General features: G+C 39.5%; 19 protein-coding genes. 14 read left to right on the top strand and 5 right to left on the bottom strand.

Features of this window, described 5'->3' with window-relative positions; translation table 11 throughout:
- The first annotated feature begins 80 nt into the window (after positions 1 to 80).
- A complete protein-coding gene (gene cbpB / locus P3R27_RS08045; protein ID WP_010735587.1) occupies positions 81 to 587 on the top strand; it encodes a cyclic-di-AMP-binding protein CbpB in 507 nt (168 codons plus the stop codon).
- A 279-nt stretch (positions 588 to 866) separates the two neighbouring features.
- On the opposite strand, the gene P3R27_RS08040 is transcribed toward cbpB, so the two are convergent.
- The gene (locus P3R27_RS08040; RefSeq protein WP_010735586.1) at positions 867 to 1,784 is read right to left on the bottom strand and encodes a mechanosensitive ion channel family protein; all 918 of its coding nucleotides are present in this window, start codon (positions 1,782 to 1,784) and stop codon (positions 867 to 869) included.
- A gap of 176 nt (positions 1,785 to 1,960) precedes the next feature.
- On the opposite strand from P3R27_RS08040, the gene P3R27_RS08035 reads away from it, so the two are divergent.
- Positions 1,961 to 2,974, top strand: coding sequence for a branched-chain amino acid aminotransferase (locus P3R27_RS08035; RefSeq protein ID WP_034689259.1), 1,014 nt, complete (start codon positions 1,961 to 1,963; stop codon positions 2,972 to 2,974).
- Positions 2,975 to 3,040: 66 nt separating this feature from the next.
- On the opposite strand, the gene fabI is transcribed toward P3R27_RS08035, so the two are convergent.
- Positions 3,041 to 3,796, bottom strand: coding sequence for an enoyl-ACP reductase FabI (fabI, locus tag P3R27_RS08030; protein WP_023519569.1), 756 nt, complete (start codon positions 3,794 to 3,796; stop codon positions 3,041 to 3,043).
- 211 nt (positions 3,797 to 4,007) lie between these two features.
- Here fabI and fabZ point away from each other — a divergent pair, with 211 nt between their 5' ends.
- Positions 4,008 to 4,448 carry a 3-hydroxyacyl-ACP dehydratase FabZ gene (gene fabZ / locus P3R27_RS08025; protein ID WP_010735583.1) on the top strand — a complete coding sequence of 147 codons (441 nt, stop codon included), beginning with the start codon at positions 4,008 to 4,010 and terminating at the stop codon, positions 4,446 to 4,448.
- Positions 4,449 to 4,909: 461 nt separating this feature from the next.
- On the opposite strand, the gene P3R27_RS08020 is transcribed toward fabZ, so the two are convergent.
- A complete protein-coding gene (locus P3R27_RS08020; RefSeq protein WP_034689258.1) occupies positions 4,910 to 5,662 on the bottom strand; it encodes a peptidylprolyl isomerase in 753 nt (250 codons plus the stop codon).
- Positions 5,663 to 5,848: 186 nt separating this feature from the next.
- Between P3R27_RS08020 and P3R27_RS08015 the strand changes: the two genes are divergently transcribed.
- The 9 genes from P3R27_RS08015 (at position 5,849) to P3R27_RS07975 (ending at position 15,825) form a co-directional block, all read left to right on the top strand.
- Complete coding sequence (locus P3R27_RS08015) at positions 5,849 to 6,940, top strand: DUF871 domain-containing protein (protein WP_034689257.1); 1,092 nt, start codon at positions 5,849 to 5,851, stop codon at positions 6,938 to 6,940.
- A gap of 155 nt (positions 6,941 to 7,095) precedes the next feature.
- A complete protein-coding gene (locus tag P3R27_RS08010; RefSeq protein ID WP_301356809.1) occupies positions 7,096 to 8,028 on the top strand; it encodes an alpha/beta hydrolase in 933 nt (310 codons plus the stop codon).
- A 251-nt stretch (positions 8,029 to 8,279) separates the two neighbouring features.
- Positions 8,280 to 9,593 carry a GTPase ObgE gene (obgE, locus tag P3R27_RS08005; protein ID WP_034689254.1) on the top strand — a complete coding sequence of 438 codons (1,314 nt, stop codon included), beginning with the start codon at positions 8,280 to 8,282 and terminating at the stop codon, positions 9,591 to 9,593.
- Positions 9,594 to 9,857: 264 nt separating this feature from the next.
- Positions 9,858 to 10,445, top strand: coding sequence for a hypothetical protein (locus tag P3R27_RS08000; RefSeq protein ID WP_023519572.1), 588 nt, complete (start codon positions 9,858 to 9,860; stop codon positions 10,443 to 10,445).
- Between the two features lie 151 nt (positions 10,446 to 10,596).
- On the top strand, positions 10,597 to 11,538 hold the full coding sequence (rnz, locus tag P3R27_RS07995) for a ribonuclease Z (RefSeq protein WP_301356808.1): 942 nt from the start codon (positions 10,597 to 10,599) through the stop codon (positions 11,536 to 11,538).
- Positions 11,535 to 12,323: an SDR family NAD(P)-dependent oxidoreductase gene (locus P3R27_RS07990; protein WP_029594283.1), complete on the top strand. Its 789-nt coding sequence runs from the start codon at positions 11,535 to 11,537 to the stop codon at positions 12,321 to 12,323. The genes rnz and P3R27_RS07990 overlap by 4 nt, the downstream gene beginning before the upstream one ends.
- A 9-nt stretch (positions 12,324 to 12,332) precedes the next feature.
- Positions 12,333 to 12,767, top strand: a complete 435-nt coding sequence (locus tag P3R27_RS07985) for a LapA family protein (protein WP_023519574.1) — start codon at positions 12,333 to 12,335, stop codon at positions 12,765 to 12,767.
- Between the two features lie 234 nt (positions 12,768 to 13,001).
- The gene (gene recJ / locus P3R27_RS07980) at positions 13,002 to 15,299 is read left to right on the top strand and encodes a single-stranded-DNA-specific exonuclease RecJ (protein WP_301356807.1); all 2,298 of its coding nucleotides are present in this window, start codon (positions 13,002 to 13,004) and stop codon (positions 15,297 to 15,299) included.
- Positions 15,300 to 15,312: 13 nt separating this feature from the next.
- Positions 15,313 to 15,825: an adenine phosphoribosyltransferase gene (locus tag P3R27_RS07975; RefSeq protein ID WP_010735573.1), complete on the top strand. Its 513-nt coding sequence runs from the start codon at positions 15,313 to 15,315 to the stop codon at positions 15,823 to 15,825.
- A gap of 204 nt (positions 15,826 to 16,029) precedes the next feature.
- Here the strand turns inward: P3R27_RS07975 and P3R27_RS07970 are convergent, their stop codons facing one another.
- The gene (locus P3R27_RS07970) at positions 16,030 to 16,248 is read right to left on the bottom strand and encodes a hypothetical protein (RefSeq protein WP_023519576.1); all 219 of its coding nucleotides are present in this window, start codon (positions 16,246 to 16,248) and stop codon (positions 16,030 to 16,032) included.
- Positions 16,249 to 16,426: 178 nt separating this feature from the next.
- Complete coding sequence (lexA, locus tag P3R27_RS07965; protein WP_010735571.1) at positions 16,427 to 17,050, bottom strand: transcriptional repressor LexA; 624 nt, start codon at positions 17,048 to 17,050, stop codon at positions 16,427 to 16,429.
- Positions 17,051 to 17,201: 151 nt separating this feature from the next.
- On the opposite strand from lexA, the gene P3R27_RS07960 reads away from it, so the two are divergent.
- Both P3R27_RS07960 and P3R27_RS07955 read left to right on the top strand, forming a co-directional pair.
- Positions 17,202 to 17,453: a DUF896 family protein gene (locus P3R27_RS07960; protein ID WP_010735570.1), complete on the top strand. Its 252-nt coding sequence runs from the start codon at positions 17,202 to 17,204 to the stop codon at positions 17,451 to 17,453.
- Between the two features lie 98 nt (positions 17,454 to 17,551).
- On the top strand, positions 17,552 to 17,677 hold a 126-nt coding region (locus tag P3R27_RS07955), incomplete at its 3' end, for a thiamine pyrophosphate-binding protein (protein WP_301356812.1).

Here is a 17,677-nt window from a genome sequence, read left to right as displayed (position 1 = left end):
AAAGAAATGTTTGTATAGATTTTGCATCCGTTTTCGGTAAAATAGAGATATTGAAAGAATTTGAAATGGAGGGCCAATACATGATTGGACCAATTGTAAGAGAGTTATTACTACAAAATCAAGAGACATTTTTGGTTCCAGCAGAAAACGTGGCAAATGTTATGTATCAACATCCGTTATCGCATGGACTATTAGTTTTATCGAAAGTTGGCTACACTAAAATCCCTGTCTTAGGGAAAGATGATCGCTTTGTTGGTCTAGTCAGTCTGTCGAATGTTGTCAATAAGATGATGGACCTACAAACAATCAGTATGGAACCATTAGAAGGCCTAACAGTTGCTGATGTAATGGAAACCGATGTACCAACCATTGATGAAAATTGGGAACTAGAAGAAGTTCTTCATCTACTAGTGGATGCTTCGTTCTTGCCAGTTGTCACAGAGGATAAAGTGTTCAAAGGAATCATCACACGAAAAGAGTTATTGAAAGCAGTTAATTACATGGTACACGAATTAGAACGTCAAAATATTGTATCACCTAAAATAGATGTAGATGATTTAAGAGAAAGAATCGATATCGTTAGTTAAAGGTAATTGATCCTACTCACAAAATATAAAGACATAAAACAAACGAAGCGACGTCCAAAAGTTAGATTATATTTCTAACTTTTGGATGTCGCTTCATTTGAAGTATTAAGGAATGGCACGAGTGGTAATCAAGTTTGTCCTGGGAATCAAATACTTTAGTCATTTTAGACATTTTTCTAATGACTAAAAAAAGAGGTCAAACCTAAACACTTCTGTCCATTCGGTTTTAGGTGGTAGGAGAGGGCTAATGTCCCACTCCCGGCGTATACACTACATAAACTATTTCAATACGATTGGTGTATTTGGGATGCTGTAACCGGCAGCTGTCAGTTCTTTGACATATGAACTCAAAAATTCTTCTTTCAATTCGAACTGTTTACCATTTAAAACGTAACAGATCGTCCGAATCGCAAAGTTGCTGTTGCCGATATCGACCAATCCAAAGATCGATGGCTCAGTTTGTAATTCCTCTTCGTATTTTACAGCTAACGTTTCATTAACTTTTTGAATGATCTCATAGATCTTATCATAGCCTTCTTCCGGAACGATACGAATATCAAGAACGACTTGCATATTGGAACGAGACAGGTTACTGATCGTTGTGATACTACGGTTTGGAATGAAATGAACGGTACCGTCAACACCTTTGAGTTGCAGTGTCCGGATACCAACGGATACCACGGTTCCTTCGATGGTAAGATTCGTTAATTTGACATAGTCGCCAACGTCCATTTGTTGTTCCATGATGATAAAGAAGCCAGTGATCACATCACTCATAAAGCCTTGTGCCCCTAAACCTATGGCTACTCCGGCAATCCCTGCTCCGGCTAATAGTGAACCAATCGGCACACCGATCACGGATAGGATGGCATAAATAAAGAAAAAGCCAATCGTATAATTGAAAATGGTATTTAAAAGACTTTGTAATGTTTTTAAGCGGCTACCGTTAAGAACGGTTTTTTTTGAATATTGTTTAAAAGATTTGTCGATCAAGTATTTACCGATTCGATTGATGAGTCCAAAAAGAATAATCAAAAAAATAAGGAATAATCCTTTTTGGATCATTGTAGAAAAAATCCCATCCCAATCAATATTATTCCAAAAACGTTGGAATGCATTGAGTTGACTAACCGCTTGATCAGTCAAATTTTCTCCAGTTGAGCTTGTTGTTTCTGCTGTTGCAATGAATGAAAACATAAAATCCCCTTTCTAATTAGTCTCTTTTGTATTGTAACAAGAACAGCATAAAAATCAAAATAAATCATAAAATAAGTCCGAGGTGAGAATTGCAATAACAAGTGGTTAAAATAAACGATGACAAATGGGAGAGATAGTGCTAAAATATTTCAAAACTGACGATTGGTGGTATGAACATGCAAATAGATTGGGATAACTTAGGATTTTCTTACATCAAAACACCTTGGCGCTTCGTTACCAAATGGAGAGATGGCGAGTGGGGAAAAGGCGAATTGACCGAGGATAATTATCTGTCACTCCATGAAGGATCGCCCGCACTTCACTATGGCCAACAGTGCTTTGAAGGATTAAAAGCTTATCGTAGAAAAGATGGAAAGGTCAATTTATTCCGTCCAGAGCAAAACAGTCGTCGCTTGAACCAGAGTGCCAGACGTTTATTGATGCCCATGGTTCCAGAAAAAATGTTTGTTGATGCAGTAAAAGAAGTCGTAAAGGCAAATGAAGCCTTTGTGCCACCTTATGGTTCAGGCGCAACGTTGTATTTACGTCCTTTCCTGATCGGGGTTGGAGAAAACATTGGTGTTCATCCAGCGCCTGAGTATTTGTTTGTTGTTTTCTGTACGCCTGTAGGAGCCTATTTCAAAGGTGGATTGAAACCAACGAACTTTATCGTTTCTGACTATGACCGAGCGGCACCTAATGGAACAGGAGCTGCCAAAGTAGGAGGTAACTACGCAGCAAGTCTATTACCAGGGACTGAAGCGAAAGAATTAAATTATTCAGATTGCGTTTACCTAGATCCAGCGACGCACACAAAAATTGAAGAAGTCGGCGCGGCGAATTTCTTTGGTATCACTAAAGACAACCAGTTCATCACACCGCAATCGCCTTCGATTTTACCAAGTATTACGAAGTATTCCTTGTTGCAGATTGCGGAAGAACGTTTAGGGCTTAAAGCAGTTGAGGGAGACATCTACATCGATCAACTTGATCAATTTGCAGAAGCAGGTGCGTGTGGAACCGCAGCGGTGATTTCACCGATTGGTGGAATCTACTATAAAAATGATTTACATGTCTTTTACAGTGAGACAGAAGTAGGACCAGTAACTAAGCGTTTATATGAAGAATTGACGGGTATCCAGTTTGGGGATATCGAAGCACCAGAAGGTTGGATCGAAGTCGTCGAATAATGACTGGCTTTAAAAATAACTACAAAAAAATCAGCTCTCACGTTGGAGGGCTGATTTTTTATTGGATCAAGATAAGTGAACACCTTTATCTACGTAAATGATATCACCGATGATCCCGCTAGATAGGGGGCTGATCAAGAAAGCACAAGTATTTCCGACTTCTTCGATCGTCACACCTTGTTGATCGGGGGTGCGTGATTCGGATAACTCGATCAATTTTTGGTAATCCTTCACACCAGTAACTGCTAACGTTTTGATCGCACCAGCAGAGATCCCATTGACACGGATTCCTTTAGGTGAGAATTCAGCGGCTAAGTAGCGAATGGCAGCTTCTAGTGAAGCTTTTGCGATTCCCATCATATTATAATTAGGGATCGCTCGTTGTGAACCAAGATAAGACATACTTACGATGCCGCTGTTGGGAGCTAAGTATTTTTGGGCATACTTCGATACAGCGATCAATGAATAGCTGCTGATGTCTTGTGCTAATTGATAACCCTCTCTTGAAATATCAGAAACGTTACCTGAAAGCTCTTCTTTGTTGGCATAAGCAACAGCATGGACCAAACCATGGATTTCACCGGCATATTCACCAATCGTATCCATCGCTTTTTCGATGCTCTCATCGCTAGCAACATCACACTCTACAGTGAAGGCATCTTCACCGACTAATTTGACTAGCGATTTTTTCATACGTTCATTTTGGTACGTATAGATGATCTCAGCGCCTTGTTGCATCATTGCTTCCGCACAACCCCAAGCAATACTGCGTTTATTCGCAACACCCATGATCACGATTTTTTTTCCTTCTAAAAAAGACATATAGACACTCCTTTGATTCAATAAAAGTTTTGTTTGACGATAATATAAGTGCAAAAAAAATAACTTCTTGATTTCTTATTATTCAGTAAAATGCTTTGATTGTCAAACTATTTTTTTGAGGAATAAAAAATGATTGCCAAATAATCAAGAATATGATACTTTGATAATCAAAGTATTGATTACGGCAATTGCCCGAAAGAAGGAGTAAACTATGTCATACGCATTATCAGCAACGGAAGTAATGGATCTTATTCCAAACCGTTACCCAATTTGTTACATCGATTACGTGGATTCGATCGATTCAGGAAAGAAAATCATTGCAACAAAAAATGTAACGATCAATGAAGATTTTTTCCAAGGGCATTTCCCTGACAATCCTGTCATGCCCGGAGCGTTGATCCTAGAAACCCTTGCACAAGCAGGTTCGATCTTGATTTTAAAATCAGAAGAGTTCCTAGGGAAACGTGCGTATATCGGTGGGATCAACAAAGCAAAATTCCGCCAAAAAGTCGTTCCTGGGGATGTGATGAAGTGTCATTTTGAGATCATCAAAATGAAAGGACCTGTAGGGACTGCGATTTCTGAAGCTTTTGTTGACGATAAAAAAGTGTGTGAATGTGAATTTACATTTATCGTCAATGAGCAAGCATAAAGATAAAAATAAATTTTAGGAACCCATAGATAGGTTCTAAAAATAGCAATAGATATGGCAATTGGGGAGCGGAAAGTAGCTTTCCGCAAAAAAGAATCATCTTCTGAATAGTTTTCTATTCTTGGATGATCTTTTTTTGTCTATTTAAGACTATTTTCAAAATGTTAAGTTTTACTAAAGGTGAAAATGAAAACAACTATTTTTTAGCGAAAATATAAAAAATAGTTGAAAGCCCCAGCCATCAAAAGTTTTTTTAGTAAAAATGGAAGTAGGACATTCGTTCACCCTCACCCACCTATAACCGAATAAACGGCGGGAACAAAAGTAACCTCTTCGAAAAATAAGGCGCCATCCACAAAATTTGAAAAATAATTTTCGTGGATGGCACCTTATTTCTCGAGGCTGAACACTTCTGTCCCGACCTTTTTTGATGTTTCAGTAGAAAGTGATCAAATATGTGTTTATTTTGCTTCCTGTAAGATATTGATTTTTTCGATCTTCACATCTTCTTTTGGCTTATCTGAGCTATCTGTTTCGACAGCAGCGATCGCGTCAACAACGTCCATTCCTTCAACGACTTGACCAAAGACCGTATATTCACCATCTAAACTAGGGTAGCCGCCGTTTTTATAGGCGTCAATAATGGCTTGTGGGTAATCATCTTTCAATAAACCATCATGCATATCATCAGAGTTTTGTACGATGAAGAATTGGCTACCATTACTATTAGGGTCTTGTGTACGAGCCATTGAAAGGGCGCCGCGGATGTTATAAAGTTGGTTTGAGATCTCCGTTTCAAAACCTTCTCCCCAAATACTTTCTCCACCAGTTCCGTTTCCTTCAGGATCGCCACCTTGGATCATAAAGTCTTGGATGACACGATGGAAAGTGACGCCATCGTAGTAGCCATCTTTGGCATGAGTCATAAAATTCTCTACAGCTTTTGGTGCAAGCTCTGGGAATAATTTGATCTTGATCGTTCCTTTGGTTGTGACCATTTCAACTAGATCTTCATTATCAGCGACTTCTGTATTCAATTGAGGTAACTCTAAAGAATTTAAATCAATGCTCTCTACAGTGCTAGTCTCTGTTGTTTTTTCTGTAGATTCTTTCGTACTTGAAGAGGCGGTATCTGAACCGTTCGACGTACAACCAGCTGCAAATAATAGCGTTGCAGTCATACTCATAGTTAAAAATAATTTTTTGTGTTTCATAAGTAATTCCTTTCTTTTTTTGTTCGTTGTTATCTTTAATGATAGCAAATTATCAGATAAATACCTACACTTTTTCGAACAATAAGCGAAATTATTTAATAAATAGCAAAAGGTGTAGACCATTTGAAAGCGATTTGTTATAATGTAAGTGGATACAAAAACGCACATCCAGGAGGGTATCAACACATGGGAAAATTAGGAATTTCAATTTATCCAGAACGTTCAACGTTTGAAAAGGACAAAGAATATTTAGATTTAGCACATAAATACGGATTTAAACGTGTATTCACAAGTTTATTACAAATTGCAGACGATAAAGAAAAAGTCTTAGCAGACTTTAAAAAGGTAGTCGATTATGCCAATCAATTAGAGATGGAAGTCATGGTGGATATCAACCCAGCATTATTTGAACAATTAGAGATCACTTATGATGATCTATCGTTCTTTGATGAGATGGGGGCTGACGGCATTCGTCTTGATATTGGATTTACTGGAGCTGAAGAAGCAAAAATGACTCGAAATCCATACAATATCAAAATCGAGATCAATATGAGTTCAGGCACGAATTATGTTGACAATATCATGAGCTATTCGCCGAACACAGATAACTTACTAGGTTCACATAACTTTTACCCTCATCGTTATTCTGGTCTAGGATATGATCACTTTGTCGCTTGTTCAGAGAAATTCCGCAAATATAATTTGAATACGATGGCATTCGTAAATTCACAAACAGCCGACTTTGGCCCATGGCCGACGCAAGACGGACTTTGTTCACTAGAAGACCATCGTGATCTTGAAATCGCGACGCAAGTCAAACACTTGATGTTGACAGGTTTGATTGATGATATCTCAGTAGGAAATGCTTATGCGAGTGAAGAGGAATTGCGCGCAATGTCTGAAGCCTTCTTTGCAAGTTATCCTACATTAAAAGTGGATGTAGCAGAAGATATCACAGAAGATGAACGTATTTGTCTATTCGATAATCTTCATAGTTATCGTGGGGATCGCTCAGAGTATATTTTGCGTTCAACGATGACACGCATCTATTACAAAGACAAACCATTCCCAGCGCATAATACGAAAGATATGACCCGTGGGGATGTGTTGATCGATAACGTTGGTTATGGTCAATATAAAGGCGAAACACAAATTGCTTTAAAAGAAATGAAAAATGATGGACGAGTGAATGTCGTCGGACGTATCTCAGACGATGAGTTATTCTTACTTGATTTCTTGAAACCATGGTCAAACTTCAAGTTGATCGAAAGTAAATAATTGTACAATTAAATATTGAAAAGACCTGTAAAGCTCTGATCGCTTTGCGGGTCTTTTTAATGACGATTATTATTTATTCTAGATTGCATCACACGTCCTCTTTGTTTATACTGATTTTAGACAGTACATCAATGTAAAAGCAAGGAAGGTATAAGATGAGACTTTGGATCAAAATTTTAATCGGTGTGACATTACTCGTGACAGTCGTATTAGTCTTTGCGGGCAATTATTTTTATAACTATGCCGTTGTTCCTTCAGAAAAAGACTTTTTAGAAGGCGATACTCCTGGCACAACAAAAACAAATGAAGAATCGAGTGCACAATCTTGGTTTGCGAATCCTGACAATCGTAAAGAGTGGCAACAGACATCTACGGATGGGTTGAAGCTATCAGCCATTTATCTACCAGCAACAGACAGTCATAAGACGGCGATTGTGGCTCATGGATATATGGGCAATGCAGAAACGATGGCAAATTACGCAAAGATGTTCCATGATCTTGGCTATAACGTATTAGTACCTGATGCGCGTGGACACGGAAAAAGTGAAGGGGATTATATCGGTTTTGGCTGGCACGAACGGAAAGATTATGTGAAATGGATCGATCAAGTGCTTGAAACAAACGGTCAATCGGAAGAAATCGTTCTATACGGTATTAGTATGGGGGCAGCGACTGTGATGATGACTAGCGGAGAATCACTGCCTACAAATGTTAAAGCGATCATCGAAGATTGCGGTTATTCCTCTGTTAACGAAGAATTGGCTTATCAGCTCAATGAATTATTTAGCTTACCACCGTTTCCACTGATCCAAGTAACCAGCTTGATGACAAAAATCAGAGCCGGCTATTTCTTTGGGGAAGCTGATGCGATCAAACAATTAGAAAAAAACCAATTACCTATGCTGTTTATCCATGGGGATGCGGATACATTTGTTCCTTACGAAATGTTGGACAAAGTCTACCAAGCGACGAACGGACCAAAAGAAAAATATATCGTCCCAGGAGCAGAGCATGCCAAAGCATATTCGATCGATCCTGAGAATTATCAAAAGACTGTAAGTAGTTTCCTAGAAAAATATGTAAAATAACTGTTGTGACCAAAGTGTTTCTTAAAGAACTTTAAGAACTTTCTTGAAACTTTTGGTCACAACGTTTTATTTTGTCTCCATTCGTTCTTGCAGTAAAATAAAGAAAGAGTCAGGAATTTCCGTGAAACTTTCAGTTTAATGATGGACAAACGGGCCATTCACCGATAAAATAGACAGGACTTGTGTTTATTGTGGAAATTCAGGTAGTCAGTATAGTTAGAATAGATAAAAGGAAATAGGAGGACGATAATATGTCCATGTTTTTAGATCAAGTAACAATCGACGTGAAGGCTGGTAAAGGCGGAGACGGGATGGTTGCGTTTCGTAGAGAAAAATATGTACCTGATGGAGGACCGGCTGGTGGTGACGGCGGTCAAGGAGGCGATGTGATCTTAGTCGTTGATGAAGGCTTACGCACGTTGATGGACTTCCGTTTCAACCGGCACTTTAAGGCTCAGCCCGGTGAAAATGGCATGAGTAAAGGAATGCATGGACGTGGTTCTGATGATACGTATGTCAAAGTTCCTCAAGGAACAACTGTACGTGATGCAGAAACAGGGGCACTCTTAGGAGATTTGATTGAAGATGGCCAGACTTTAGTAGTAGCAAAAGGTGGCCGCGGCGGTCGCGGAAATATTCGTTTTGCTTCTCCAAGAAACCCTGCGCCGGAAATTGCTGAAAACGGCGAACCCGGGCAAGAACGTAAAATCGAATTAGAATTAAAAGTACTAGCAGACGTAGGTCTCGTAGGCTTTCCTTCTGTTGGGAAATCGACCTTGCTTTCTGTGATCTCTTCGGCAAGACCAAAAATCGGGGCGTATCACTTTACTACCCTTGTGCCAAATCTAGGAATGGTCACTACAAGTGACGGACGTAGTTTTGCGGCGGCGGATCTTCCCGGACTGATCGAAGGAGCTTCACAAGGCGTCGGATTAGGCACACAGTTTTTACGTCATATCGAGCGTACTCGTGTCATTTTGCATGTGATCGATATGAGTGGAATGGAAGGGCGCGATCCTTACGAAGATTACTTGGCGATCAACCATGAGTTGTCTTCTCATAACTTGCGCTTGTTAGAGCGTCCACAGATCATTGTAGCAAATAAGATGGATATGCCGGATGCAGAAGAAAATCTAGTGAAATTCAAAGAACAACTAAATAAAAACAAAGAAGATGAATTTGCCGATGACATCCCAGTATTCCCGATTTCTGGCGTGACTCGTAAAGGACTGGATGCCTTACTGAATGCGACAGCCGATCTGTTGGAAGTGACACCAGAATTCCCATTATACGAGGAAGAAATCGAAGAAGAAACCGTTCATTATGGCTTCAATCCAGAAGGTCCTGAATTTACGATCGATCGTGAACCAGATGCGACATGGGTATTGTCAGGTGAGAAAATCGAGAAGTTGTTCCAAATGACTAACTTTGACCACGATGAAACGGTGATGCGTTTTGCTCGCCAATTACGTGGGATGGGTGTCGATGAAGCCTTGCGTGCCAGAGGTGCAAAAGATGGTGACTTGGTGCGTATTGGTGAGTTTGAGTTTGAATTTGTCGAATAATATTAGATACACCACATATTTAAGTGACTAGATAGCCGTTCAGTTCCAAGTAATAAGGCAAAATTTGAGAAAATAATCATTCATTTTTTTGGGGTTTGACTTACTCTCTTAGGAGCTGGCTTTCGTAGAACCTTTATTGGATTTAAGGAGTTGACGAATGTCAAACTCCTTTTTTTGTACACTGCGTTATTTTTTAAAGGTTTTCTCTTTTATTTTTGTTTATTCCAAGGTACACTAAAAGAAAATGAGAAAGAGGCGATCTCCATGAGCAAACGAGTGATCATATTGAATTTTGAGTTAGAAAGTCAAGCTTACCAAGCATTTTCCGAAATCAAGAAGCTTCACATGACGAGAGCGATCAAAGGCGAACAAATGGCGGTCATCAGCCATCAGTCTAATGGCGCCCATCAATTCAAAATCGAAGACTTCTTAGATTTTACCGGGAACAATAAATCCTCTAAAGGTGGTCTGATCGGAATGCTAGTTGGCGTTTTAGGTGGCCCATTAGGGATCTTGCTAGGATGGTTTGCGGGCGGAATGATTGGTGCGAGCCAAGATGCCAAGGAAATCAAAGATGCACAGACAGTGTTTGATTTTGTCGGAAATAAGATCGGCGAAGGCGCAACAGGTCTGATCTTGATCGCAGAAGAAGAGGACAACCGACCATTGAACCAACTTGTGATGATGGAATTAGGTGGAGAAATCACTCGATTGGATTATGAAGAAGTAGAACAAGATGTTCATGATGCAACTGAGGTAGAAAAACATGCAAAAGAAACAGCACAGAAAAATTGGGATGAAAAGCACAAAAAGCCAACCGATAGCTCAGAGGATACTACGCCTTCTGAATAACGATAAAAAGAATGGATGTAAGAATAGTGGTACTTATTCACTCTTTTCATTTATAGGGACAGTCTTCTAAAAATTATCCTGCGAATTTCAGTTGATTGTCGGCTGATTTTACCCTAGAATTAATAAGAATGAATAGAAAGTTAGGTAAATTATGGAACTAGAATTTTTAGGTACAGGCGCAGGGGTTCCTGCTAAACATCGAAATGTCTCAAGTATCGCATTGAAACTTTTGGACGAGCGAAATGAGATTTGGTTGTTTGATTGTGGGGAAGGCACGCAAATGCAGATTCTACGAACAAATATCCGTCCAAGAAAAATAGCAAAAATATTTATTACTCATCTTCATGGGGATCATATTTTTGGCTTGCCAGGTTTAATCAGTAGTCGCTCTTTTCAGGGTGGCGAAACACCATTAGAAATCTATGGCCCTAAAGGAACGGAAGCATTTGTACGCAATGCGCTAACGATTTCTCAAACAAAACCAGGTTATCCCCTTGTTTTTAATGATTTATCAGAAGATCAAGCCATTTTTGAGGATGCACACTTTTCTGTGTATGCAAAAAAATTAAGCCATGGCATCGATAGCTACGGATATCGGATCGTTGAGCATGATCATAAAGGCGAATTACAAGTGGATAAGCTTAAAGAACTGAATATTCCAGCTGGTCCCATCTATGGAAAACTAAAAAAAGGGGAGACGGTCCAATTAGACAATGGCCAGCTCATCAATGGACGTGATTTTGTCGGCCCAGATAAAAAAGGTCGAATCGTGACCATTTTAGGGGATACCCGAAAAACAACCAATTCTGTTATATTAGCAAAAAACGCAGATGTTTTGGTGCATGAAAGTACCTTTAATAAAAACGAGGCAAGAATGGCCCATAATTATTTCCATTCGACGACTCATCAAGCCGCAGAAGTGGCAAAAGAAGCAAATGTCCAAAGATTATTACTGACCCATATCAGTGCGAGATATCTAGGGAAAGCAACACAAGAACTTGAGCAAGAAGCACAAGAAATCTTTCCAAATACAAAAGTCATGAAAGATTTTGAGGTTGTGGATGTTCCGTTTCAAGAGGAGGAAAAAAGTTGAATTTAGAAAATAAAGTCGTTTTAGTCACTGGTGGCTCTGGTGGTTTAGGTGCACAAATCTGTTATGAAGCAGCAAAACAAGGGGCAATCGTTGTCACGTGTGCTAGAAGAATCCAACAAATCGGCGAAGTGAAGGCGGTTTGTCAAGAATTAAGTGGAAAACCAGCATACGCGTTTCAACTAGATGTTAGTAATCCTGACAGCGTAGATGAATTGTACGACAAGGTGATGACTGAGGTCGGTCGTGTCGATATTTTAGTCAATAATGCTGGATTTGGCATCTTTGAGGATTTCTTATCCTTTGACTTAGGAAAAGCCTACGATATGTTCGAAGTCAATGTCTTAGGGATGATGGTATTGACACAAAAATTTGCGATCGATATGGCAGAAAGACGTCAGGGACATATCATCAATGTGGCATCTATGGCAGGAAAAATGGCGACAGCTAAATCTACGATCTATTCCGCTACTAAATTTGCTGTTTTGGGCTTTTCAAATGCGTTACGTTTAGAGTTGAAGCCTCTAGGAGTCGCGGTCACAACGGTAAATCCCGGACCAATCGAAACGGAATTTTTTGATAAGGCTGATCCAAGTGGTAGTTATTTGGAAAAAGTCGGTCACTTAGTTTTGGATTCAACTAAATTAGCACAAACGATCGTGCGAGCGATGAAACATCCTAAACGTGAGATCAATCAGCCGGTGTTGTTAGAAATCGCGTCTAAATTTTATGCACTTTTCCCAACCATTGGGGATTATTTTGCAGGTGGAATTTTTAATAAAAAGTAGGTGAAGTAAATGAAAAAGCAAGGTAGTGTGATCGTTGGTTTTTTACTTGTACTTGTTATTGTCGTGTTCGCTGTATTGAACAATCAAAATGTTCCTGTAAGCTTTGGATTTGCTTCTTTTAATGCGCCATTGATTCTAGTGATCATTGGTTCAGCATTGATTGGTGCATTGATTGTATTTTTAACAGCCTTTACAACATTATGGCAACAGAAAAAACAATTAAAACAATTAACAAAAGAATTAGCAGAGAACCAAGCAGATATCCAAAAGAAAATCGAAGAGGCGACAGAAGAACAACAAAGACAATTTCGAAATGAACGTGCGGAACTTGAAGCGGCCTATCAAGCAGAATTACAAGCAAAGCAAATACAGATCGAACAAATGCAAACACCTTCTGAATCACCTTCTCAAACACCAAAGCAAAGTGTTAATTACTTTGATTAATCAAAGATCACTGTTGATTTTCTAAAAAGCAAATAAAAGAAAGTGATAGAAATCACTATCTTAGGAATTATTAGAGGATTTTTTATCCAATTTCTAGCAGGCAACCAAAGTGGGCAAACGAATCTGTTATGTCTACTTTGGTTTCTTTTAGTTGGATATGTCAAAATCTATTCTTCTGAAATTCTTTTTTTTAGAGAAGACGTTTGCTATAATGACTAAGTTAGGGGTGAGCATGTGAGACGAGCGAATTTTGATTGGAAGGTCAATGAAACAACACCTTCTGAATCTTTTATCCAAATAATCAAACAGCAGCAATTGTCTCCTTTGATCGGTCAATTACTGTGGCAAAGAGGATACCGAGAGGAAGAAAGTATCCATCAGTTTTTACATCCAAAAGAACAAAAACTCTATGATCCTTATTTGATGTTTGACATGGACAAGGCAATCAGCCGAATCCAAGAAGCGGTGATCAGCGGCGAGCAGATCTTAGTTTATGGAGATTATGATGCAGATGGTATCACCAGTGCGACCGTCATGAAAGAAACGTTAGAGTTGCTAGGTGCCCAAGTGGAAGTCTTTTTACCTAATCGATTTGAACATGGGTATGGACCTAATCTAACCGTTTATCAAGAAAAAATAGCCGCAGGTACCCAATTGATCGTGACTGTCGATAATGGTGTAGCTGGGCATGAAGCAATTGTTTATGCACAACAGCAGGGAGTAGATGTGATCGTGACAGATCATCATGAGTTGCCTAGTGAATTACCGGCGGCTTATGCAATCATCCATCCCCGCCATCCACGAGGCAATTATCCTTTTGGAGAATTAGCAGGTGTCGGTGTCGCATTTAAAGTAGCGACCGCTTTGTTGGAAGAACCACCAGCAGAATTTTTAGATTTAGTCGCAATTGGCACAATCGCTGACCTTGTCTCTATGACCGATGAGAATCGGACGCTAGTGGCGTTAGGCTTAGAGGCAATTCGTCATACCGAGCGAGTAGGCTTACAGGCGCTGTTTGCGAAAAGTAGTGTACGTGCGAATGAAGCGGATGAAACGATGATCGGTTTTTCGATTGCGCCGCGCTTGAATGCCATCGGCCGGATGGGAGACCCTAATCCAGCGGTTGAATTACTAGCCACATTCGATGAAAGTCAAGCTCAGACGTTAGCTGAGCAGCTACAAACGGTCAATGAAGAACGTAAAGCGATCGTTGAGCAAATCACCTCAGAAGCATTGGCGATGATCAATGAAGAGAACCAGATCCATTTATTAGCACATCCTGGTTGGCATGAAGGTGTACTAGGGATCGTCGCAGGAAAAATCATGAACAAAACAGGAAAACCAACAATCGTTCTAGATATCAAAGACCAGTCTGTTGCAAAAGGATCAGGTCGAAGTATCGAAGCGTTGAATCTTTTCGATATGCTGAATGAGATGCGTGAATTGTTTACATTTTTTGGCGGCCATCATGCAGCAGTCGGATTAACAATGCCAACGGAAAATATCCCTCAGTTACAAGACCGGATGAATGCTTATATAGAAGAAAAGCAAATCGACTTGTCCAAAGGTCCTGTGTTGGCGATCGATGAAATCGTCTCCCCAAAAGATGTAACGGTCGAACAAATCGCCACATTGAAATTACTGGCACCATTCGGAACAGATAATCCTGTACCTAACTTTTTATTCAAACAGGTTGCTGTCCAAAATGTGAAACGAATCGGCTCGAACCAACAGCACTTGAAGCTCTCTTTAATAGATGAAGATAGTCAATTAGATGCTGTCGCGTTTGGTTTTGGCCCTCAAGAAAACGAATTTGTAGACGATTCACTTGATATTGTAGGACAATTATCGATCAATGAATGGAATGGGCGCAAAAAACCGCAGCTGATGATTTCTGACTTTGAAGTAGAAGGATTGCAAGTATTTGATTGGCGAGCGAAACGTTACCGAACACTAGCAAATGACATCGAAAGTCCGTTCTATTTAGCGTTTGATGAAGCATCGATCAAAGAACTAAATGAGTCGATACAAAAACACATCATTCGTTGGACAGATAAAGAAATGATTCAATCATGGATTCAGGAAAATGAACCAAACGCATTAGTCGTGATCGATTGTCCAACGGATTTGACCGACTTGAAAGAGATCTTATCATTTGGCTCCTTTAGCCGAGTTTACTTTTTAGGTATTTCTGTTGATGAAGCATACTTGAACGGTGTAGGAACAAGAGAACAATATGCTCGACTCTTCAAACTGATCCATGCGCAAGAACGGATCGATATCCGACATAAATTAGGTGCAATGGCCAATTATTTAAAAATTCCACAAAAATTATTAATTTTTATGATACAGGTGTTTTTTGAGTTGAAGTTTGTTACAATAAACAATGGTGTTTTGGAGAAAGTCGCAGATCCGGCGAGTCATCCATTGACTGCAAGTGACCGCTATCAGGAGCGATTAAAAAAAATCAAGTCAGAGGAATTCTTACTATTAAGTGACATTCCCACAATAAAAAAATGGTTAACAACCTAGGAGGAAACAATAAGTGGATTTAAAAAATTATATTGCCAGTATTCCTGACTATCCGTCAAAAGGAATTATATTTAGAGATATCTCGCCATTGATGGCTGATGGAGACGCTTATCGTGAAGCAACGAAGCAAATCGTTGATTATGCGAAAGAAAAACGTATCGATATGGTCGTTGGACCAGAAGCACGTGGATTTATCGTAGGTTGTCCAGTGGCTTACGAATTAGGCGTGGGCTTTGCTCCTGTTCGTAAAAAAGGAAAATTACCTCGTGAAACGATCGAAGTCACTTACGGACTTGAATACGGTACAGATACCTTGACGCTGCACAAAGATGCAATTCAACCAGGACAAAGAGTCTTGATCTGTGATGATTTATTAGCAACAGGTGGAACAATCAAAGCAACGATCGAATTGATCGAAGAACTTGGCGGAGTTGTTGTGGGTTGTGCCTTTTTGATCGAGTTGATGGACTTGCATGGTCGTGACAAAATCGAAGGCTACGACATGATTACCTTGATGGAGTATTAATCAAATAAAATATTGAACAGAAACCCCCCTTCCACAAACGGATGAATCGTTTGCGGAAGGGGATTTTCGTTGGATGAGTAGCCTCAATTTATTGATGGAACAATTGAGTGCAAGGAGTAGGTAGTCAGTTTGTCGTTAAAAAAAGCAAACGAGCGATCATCGTTTGCTTGGACGGAATTTTCATAGAAGCGATCTTATTTACTTTTACGAGTGCCTGGAGCTGTAATAGGTTTCGTGATAGAAGGAGTCTTCATGGGATTGACGACGTTGTGATTGACGGTATTTTTTTTCATCCCACAACATAAACCACAATGTAAACAAAGGAACAAAAACCAACAATGCTGTACGTAGACCAAAATTACCAATAATAATACCTAAAAACAAAACGATCAATACTAAACCAAAACGTCTCATTGATTTCATGATTTTCACCTCTTTATAGAATGCGAACAAAAGTTCGTACCGTTAGTATACGAACTTTTGTTCGGTTTGTAAAGAGGGAAGTTCAAAAAGAACAAAGATATCTACTAAAAAGAGGAAAAGACGAGCTTGAGATCGTGATCTCAAGCTCGTAGATAAATAACTGAATTTTCTTTTCTTATCAATAAATATGACTACGGTACAGACCAACGACACGACCTAAGATCGACACCTCATCTAAAATGATCGGTTCCAGTAAATCATTCTCGGGTTGCAAACGGAAATGATCTCTTTCTTTATAGAACCGTTTGCAAGTTGCTTCGTCTTCTGCAGTCATCGCAATCACGATATCACCATTTTGTGCAGTTTCTTGTTTGCGGACAATGACATTATCGCCATCCAATATCCCAGCATTGATCATACTTTCTCCTCGGATCGTCAACATGAACAGACTGCCTTCTTCTGAGGAAAGGTTTGGTGGGACTGGAAAGAAGTCAGAAGCTTCTTCGACAGCTAGTATCGGCTCTCCGGCAGTAACAACGCCGAGAACAGGGATCGTCGTTGGGCGAATCCCAATTTTTGATAATCCTTGTTGCGTCAATTCGATTGCACGTGGTTTCGTAGGGTCTCTTTGAATAAAGCCTTTTTTCTCTAATCGGGCAAGATGACCATGGACTGTCGATGTTGAAGAAAGCTGAACAGCTTCTCCGATCTCACGGACAGTCGGTGGATAGCCTTTTTGGGTCACTTGTTCGTGAATATATCTTAAGACTTCGATTTGTCTTGTTTCAGTTTGTCGGGCCACAAGGTACACCTTCTTTCACTTGATAACTAAATAGTACCATAGAAAACACTTGATTTCAAACAAATGTTCGCATTAAAGACTATTGATGTAGTTGTTTTTTTTTCATTTTTTATATAAGATGTAGGAGAAGCAAAAGCGAGGAGGAATAGTTGTGTTATCGCCTGAAAAAATCGAACGTATCAATCAGTTAGCTAAAAAGAAAAAAGCAGAAGGATTGACACCAGCTGAAGTCAAAGAGCAAAAGGAATTACGAGAAGCATATCTGACAGCCTTTCGTTCTGGCATGAGACATCATATTGAAGGGATGAAAGTGGTTGATCCCGATGGAAATGATGTCACACCAGATAAATTGAAAGAAATCCAGAAGAAAAAAGGCCTCCACGACCGAAATAGCAAGTTTTAGTAAAAAAAACTAAAAGTCGTTGCTTTTTTAGAGGAGATACTATAAAATTAGAAGTAGAAATATAGGTAAAAAAAACCTAAATTACAGGAGGGGTTACATTGTTTGATAAAATTGATCAGCTTGGTGTGAATACGATCCGTACATTGAGTGTCGATGCAGTACAAAAAGCAAATTCAGGACATCCGGGGTTACCAATGGGTGCCGCGCCAATGGCTTATGCCCTT

Source organism: Enterococcus spodopteracolus, assembly GCF_030441955.1.
GTDB lineage: Bacteria > Bacillota > Bacilli > Lactobacillales > Enterococcaceae > Enterococcus_B > Enterococcus_B spodopteracolus.
Note: the sequence above shows the minus strand (reverse complement) of the source record. Positions and strands in the feature narration are given on the sequence as shown.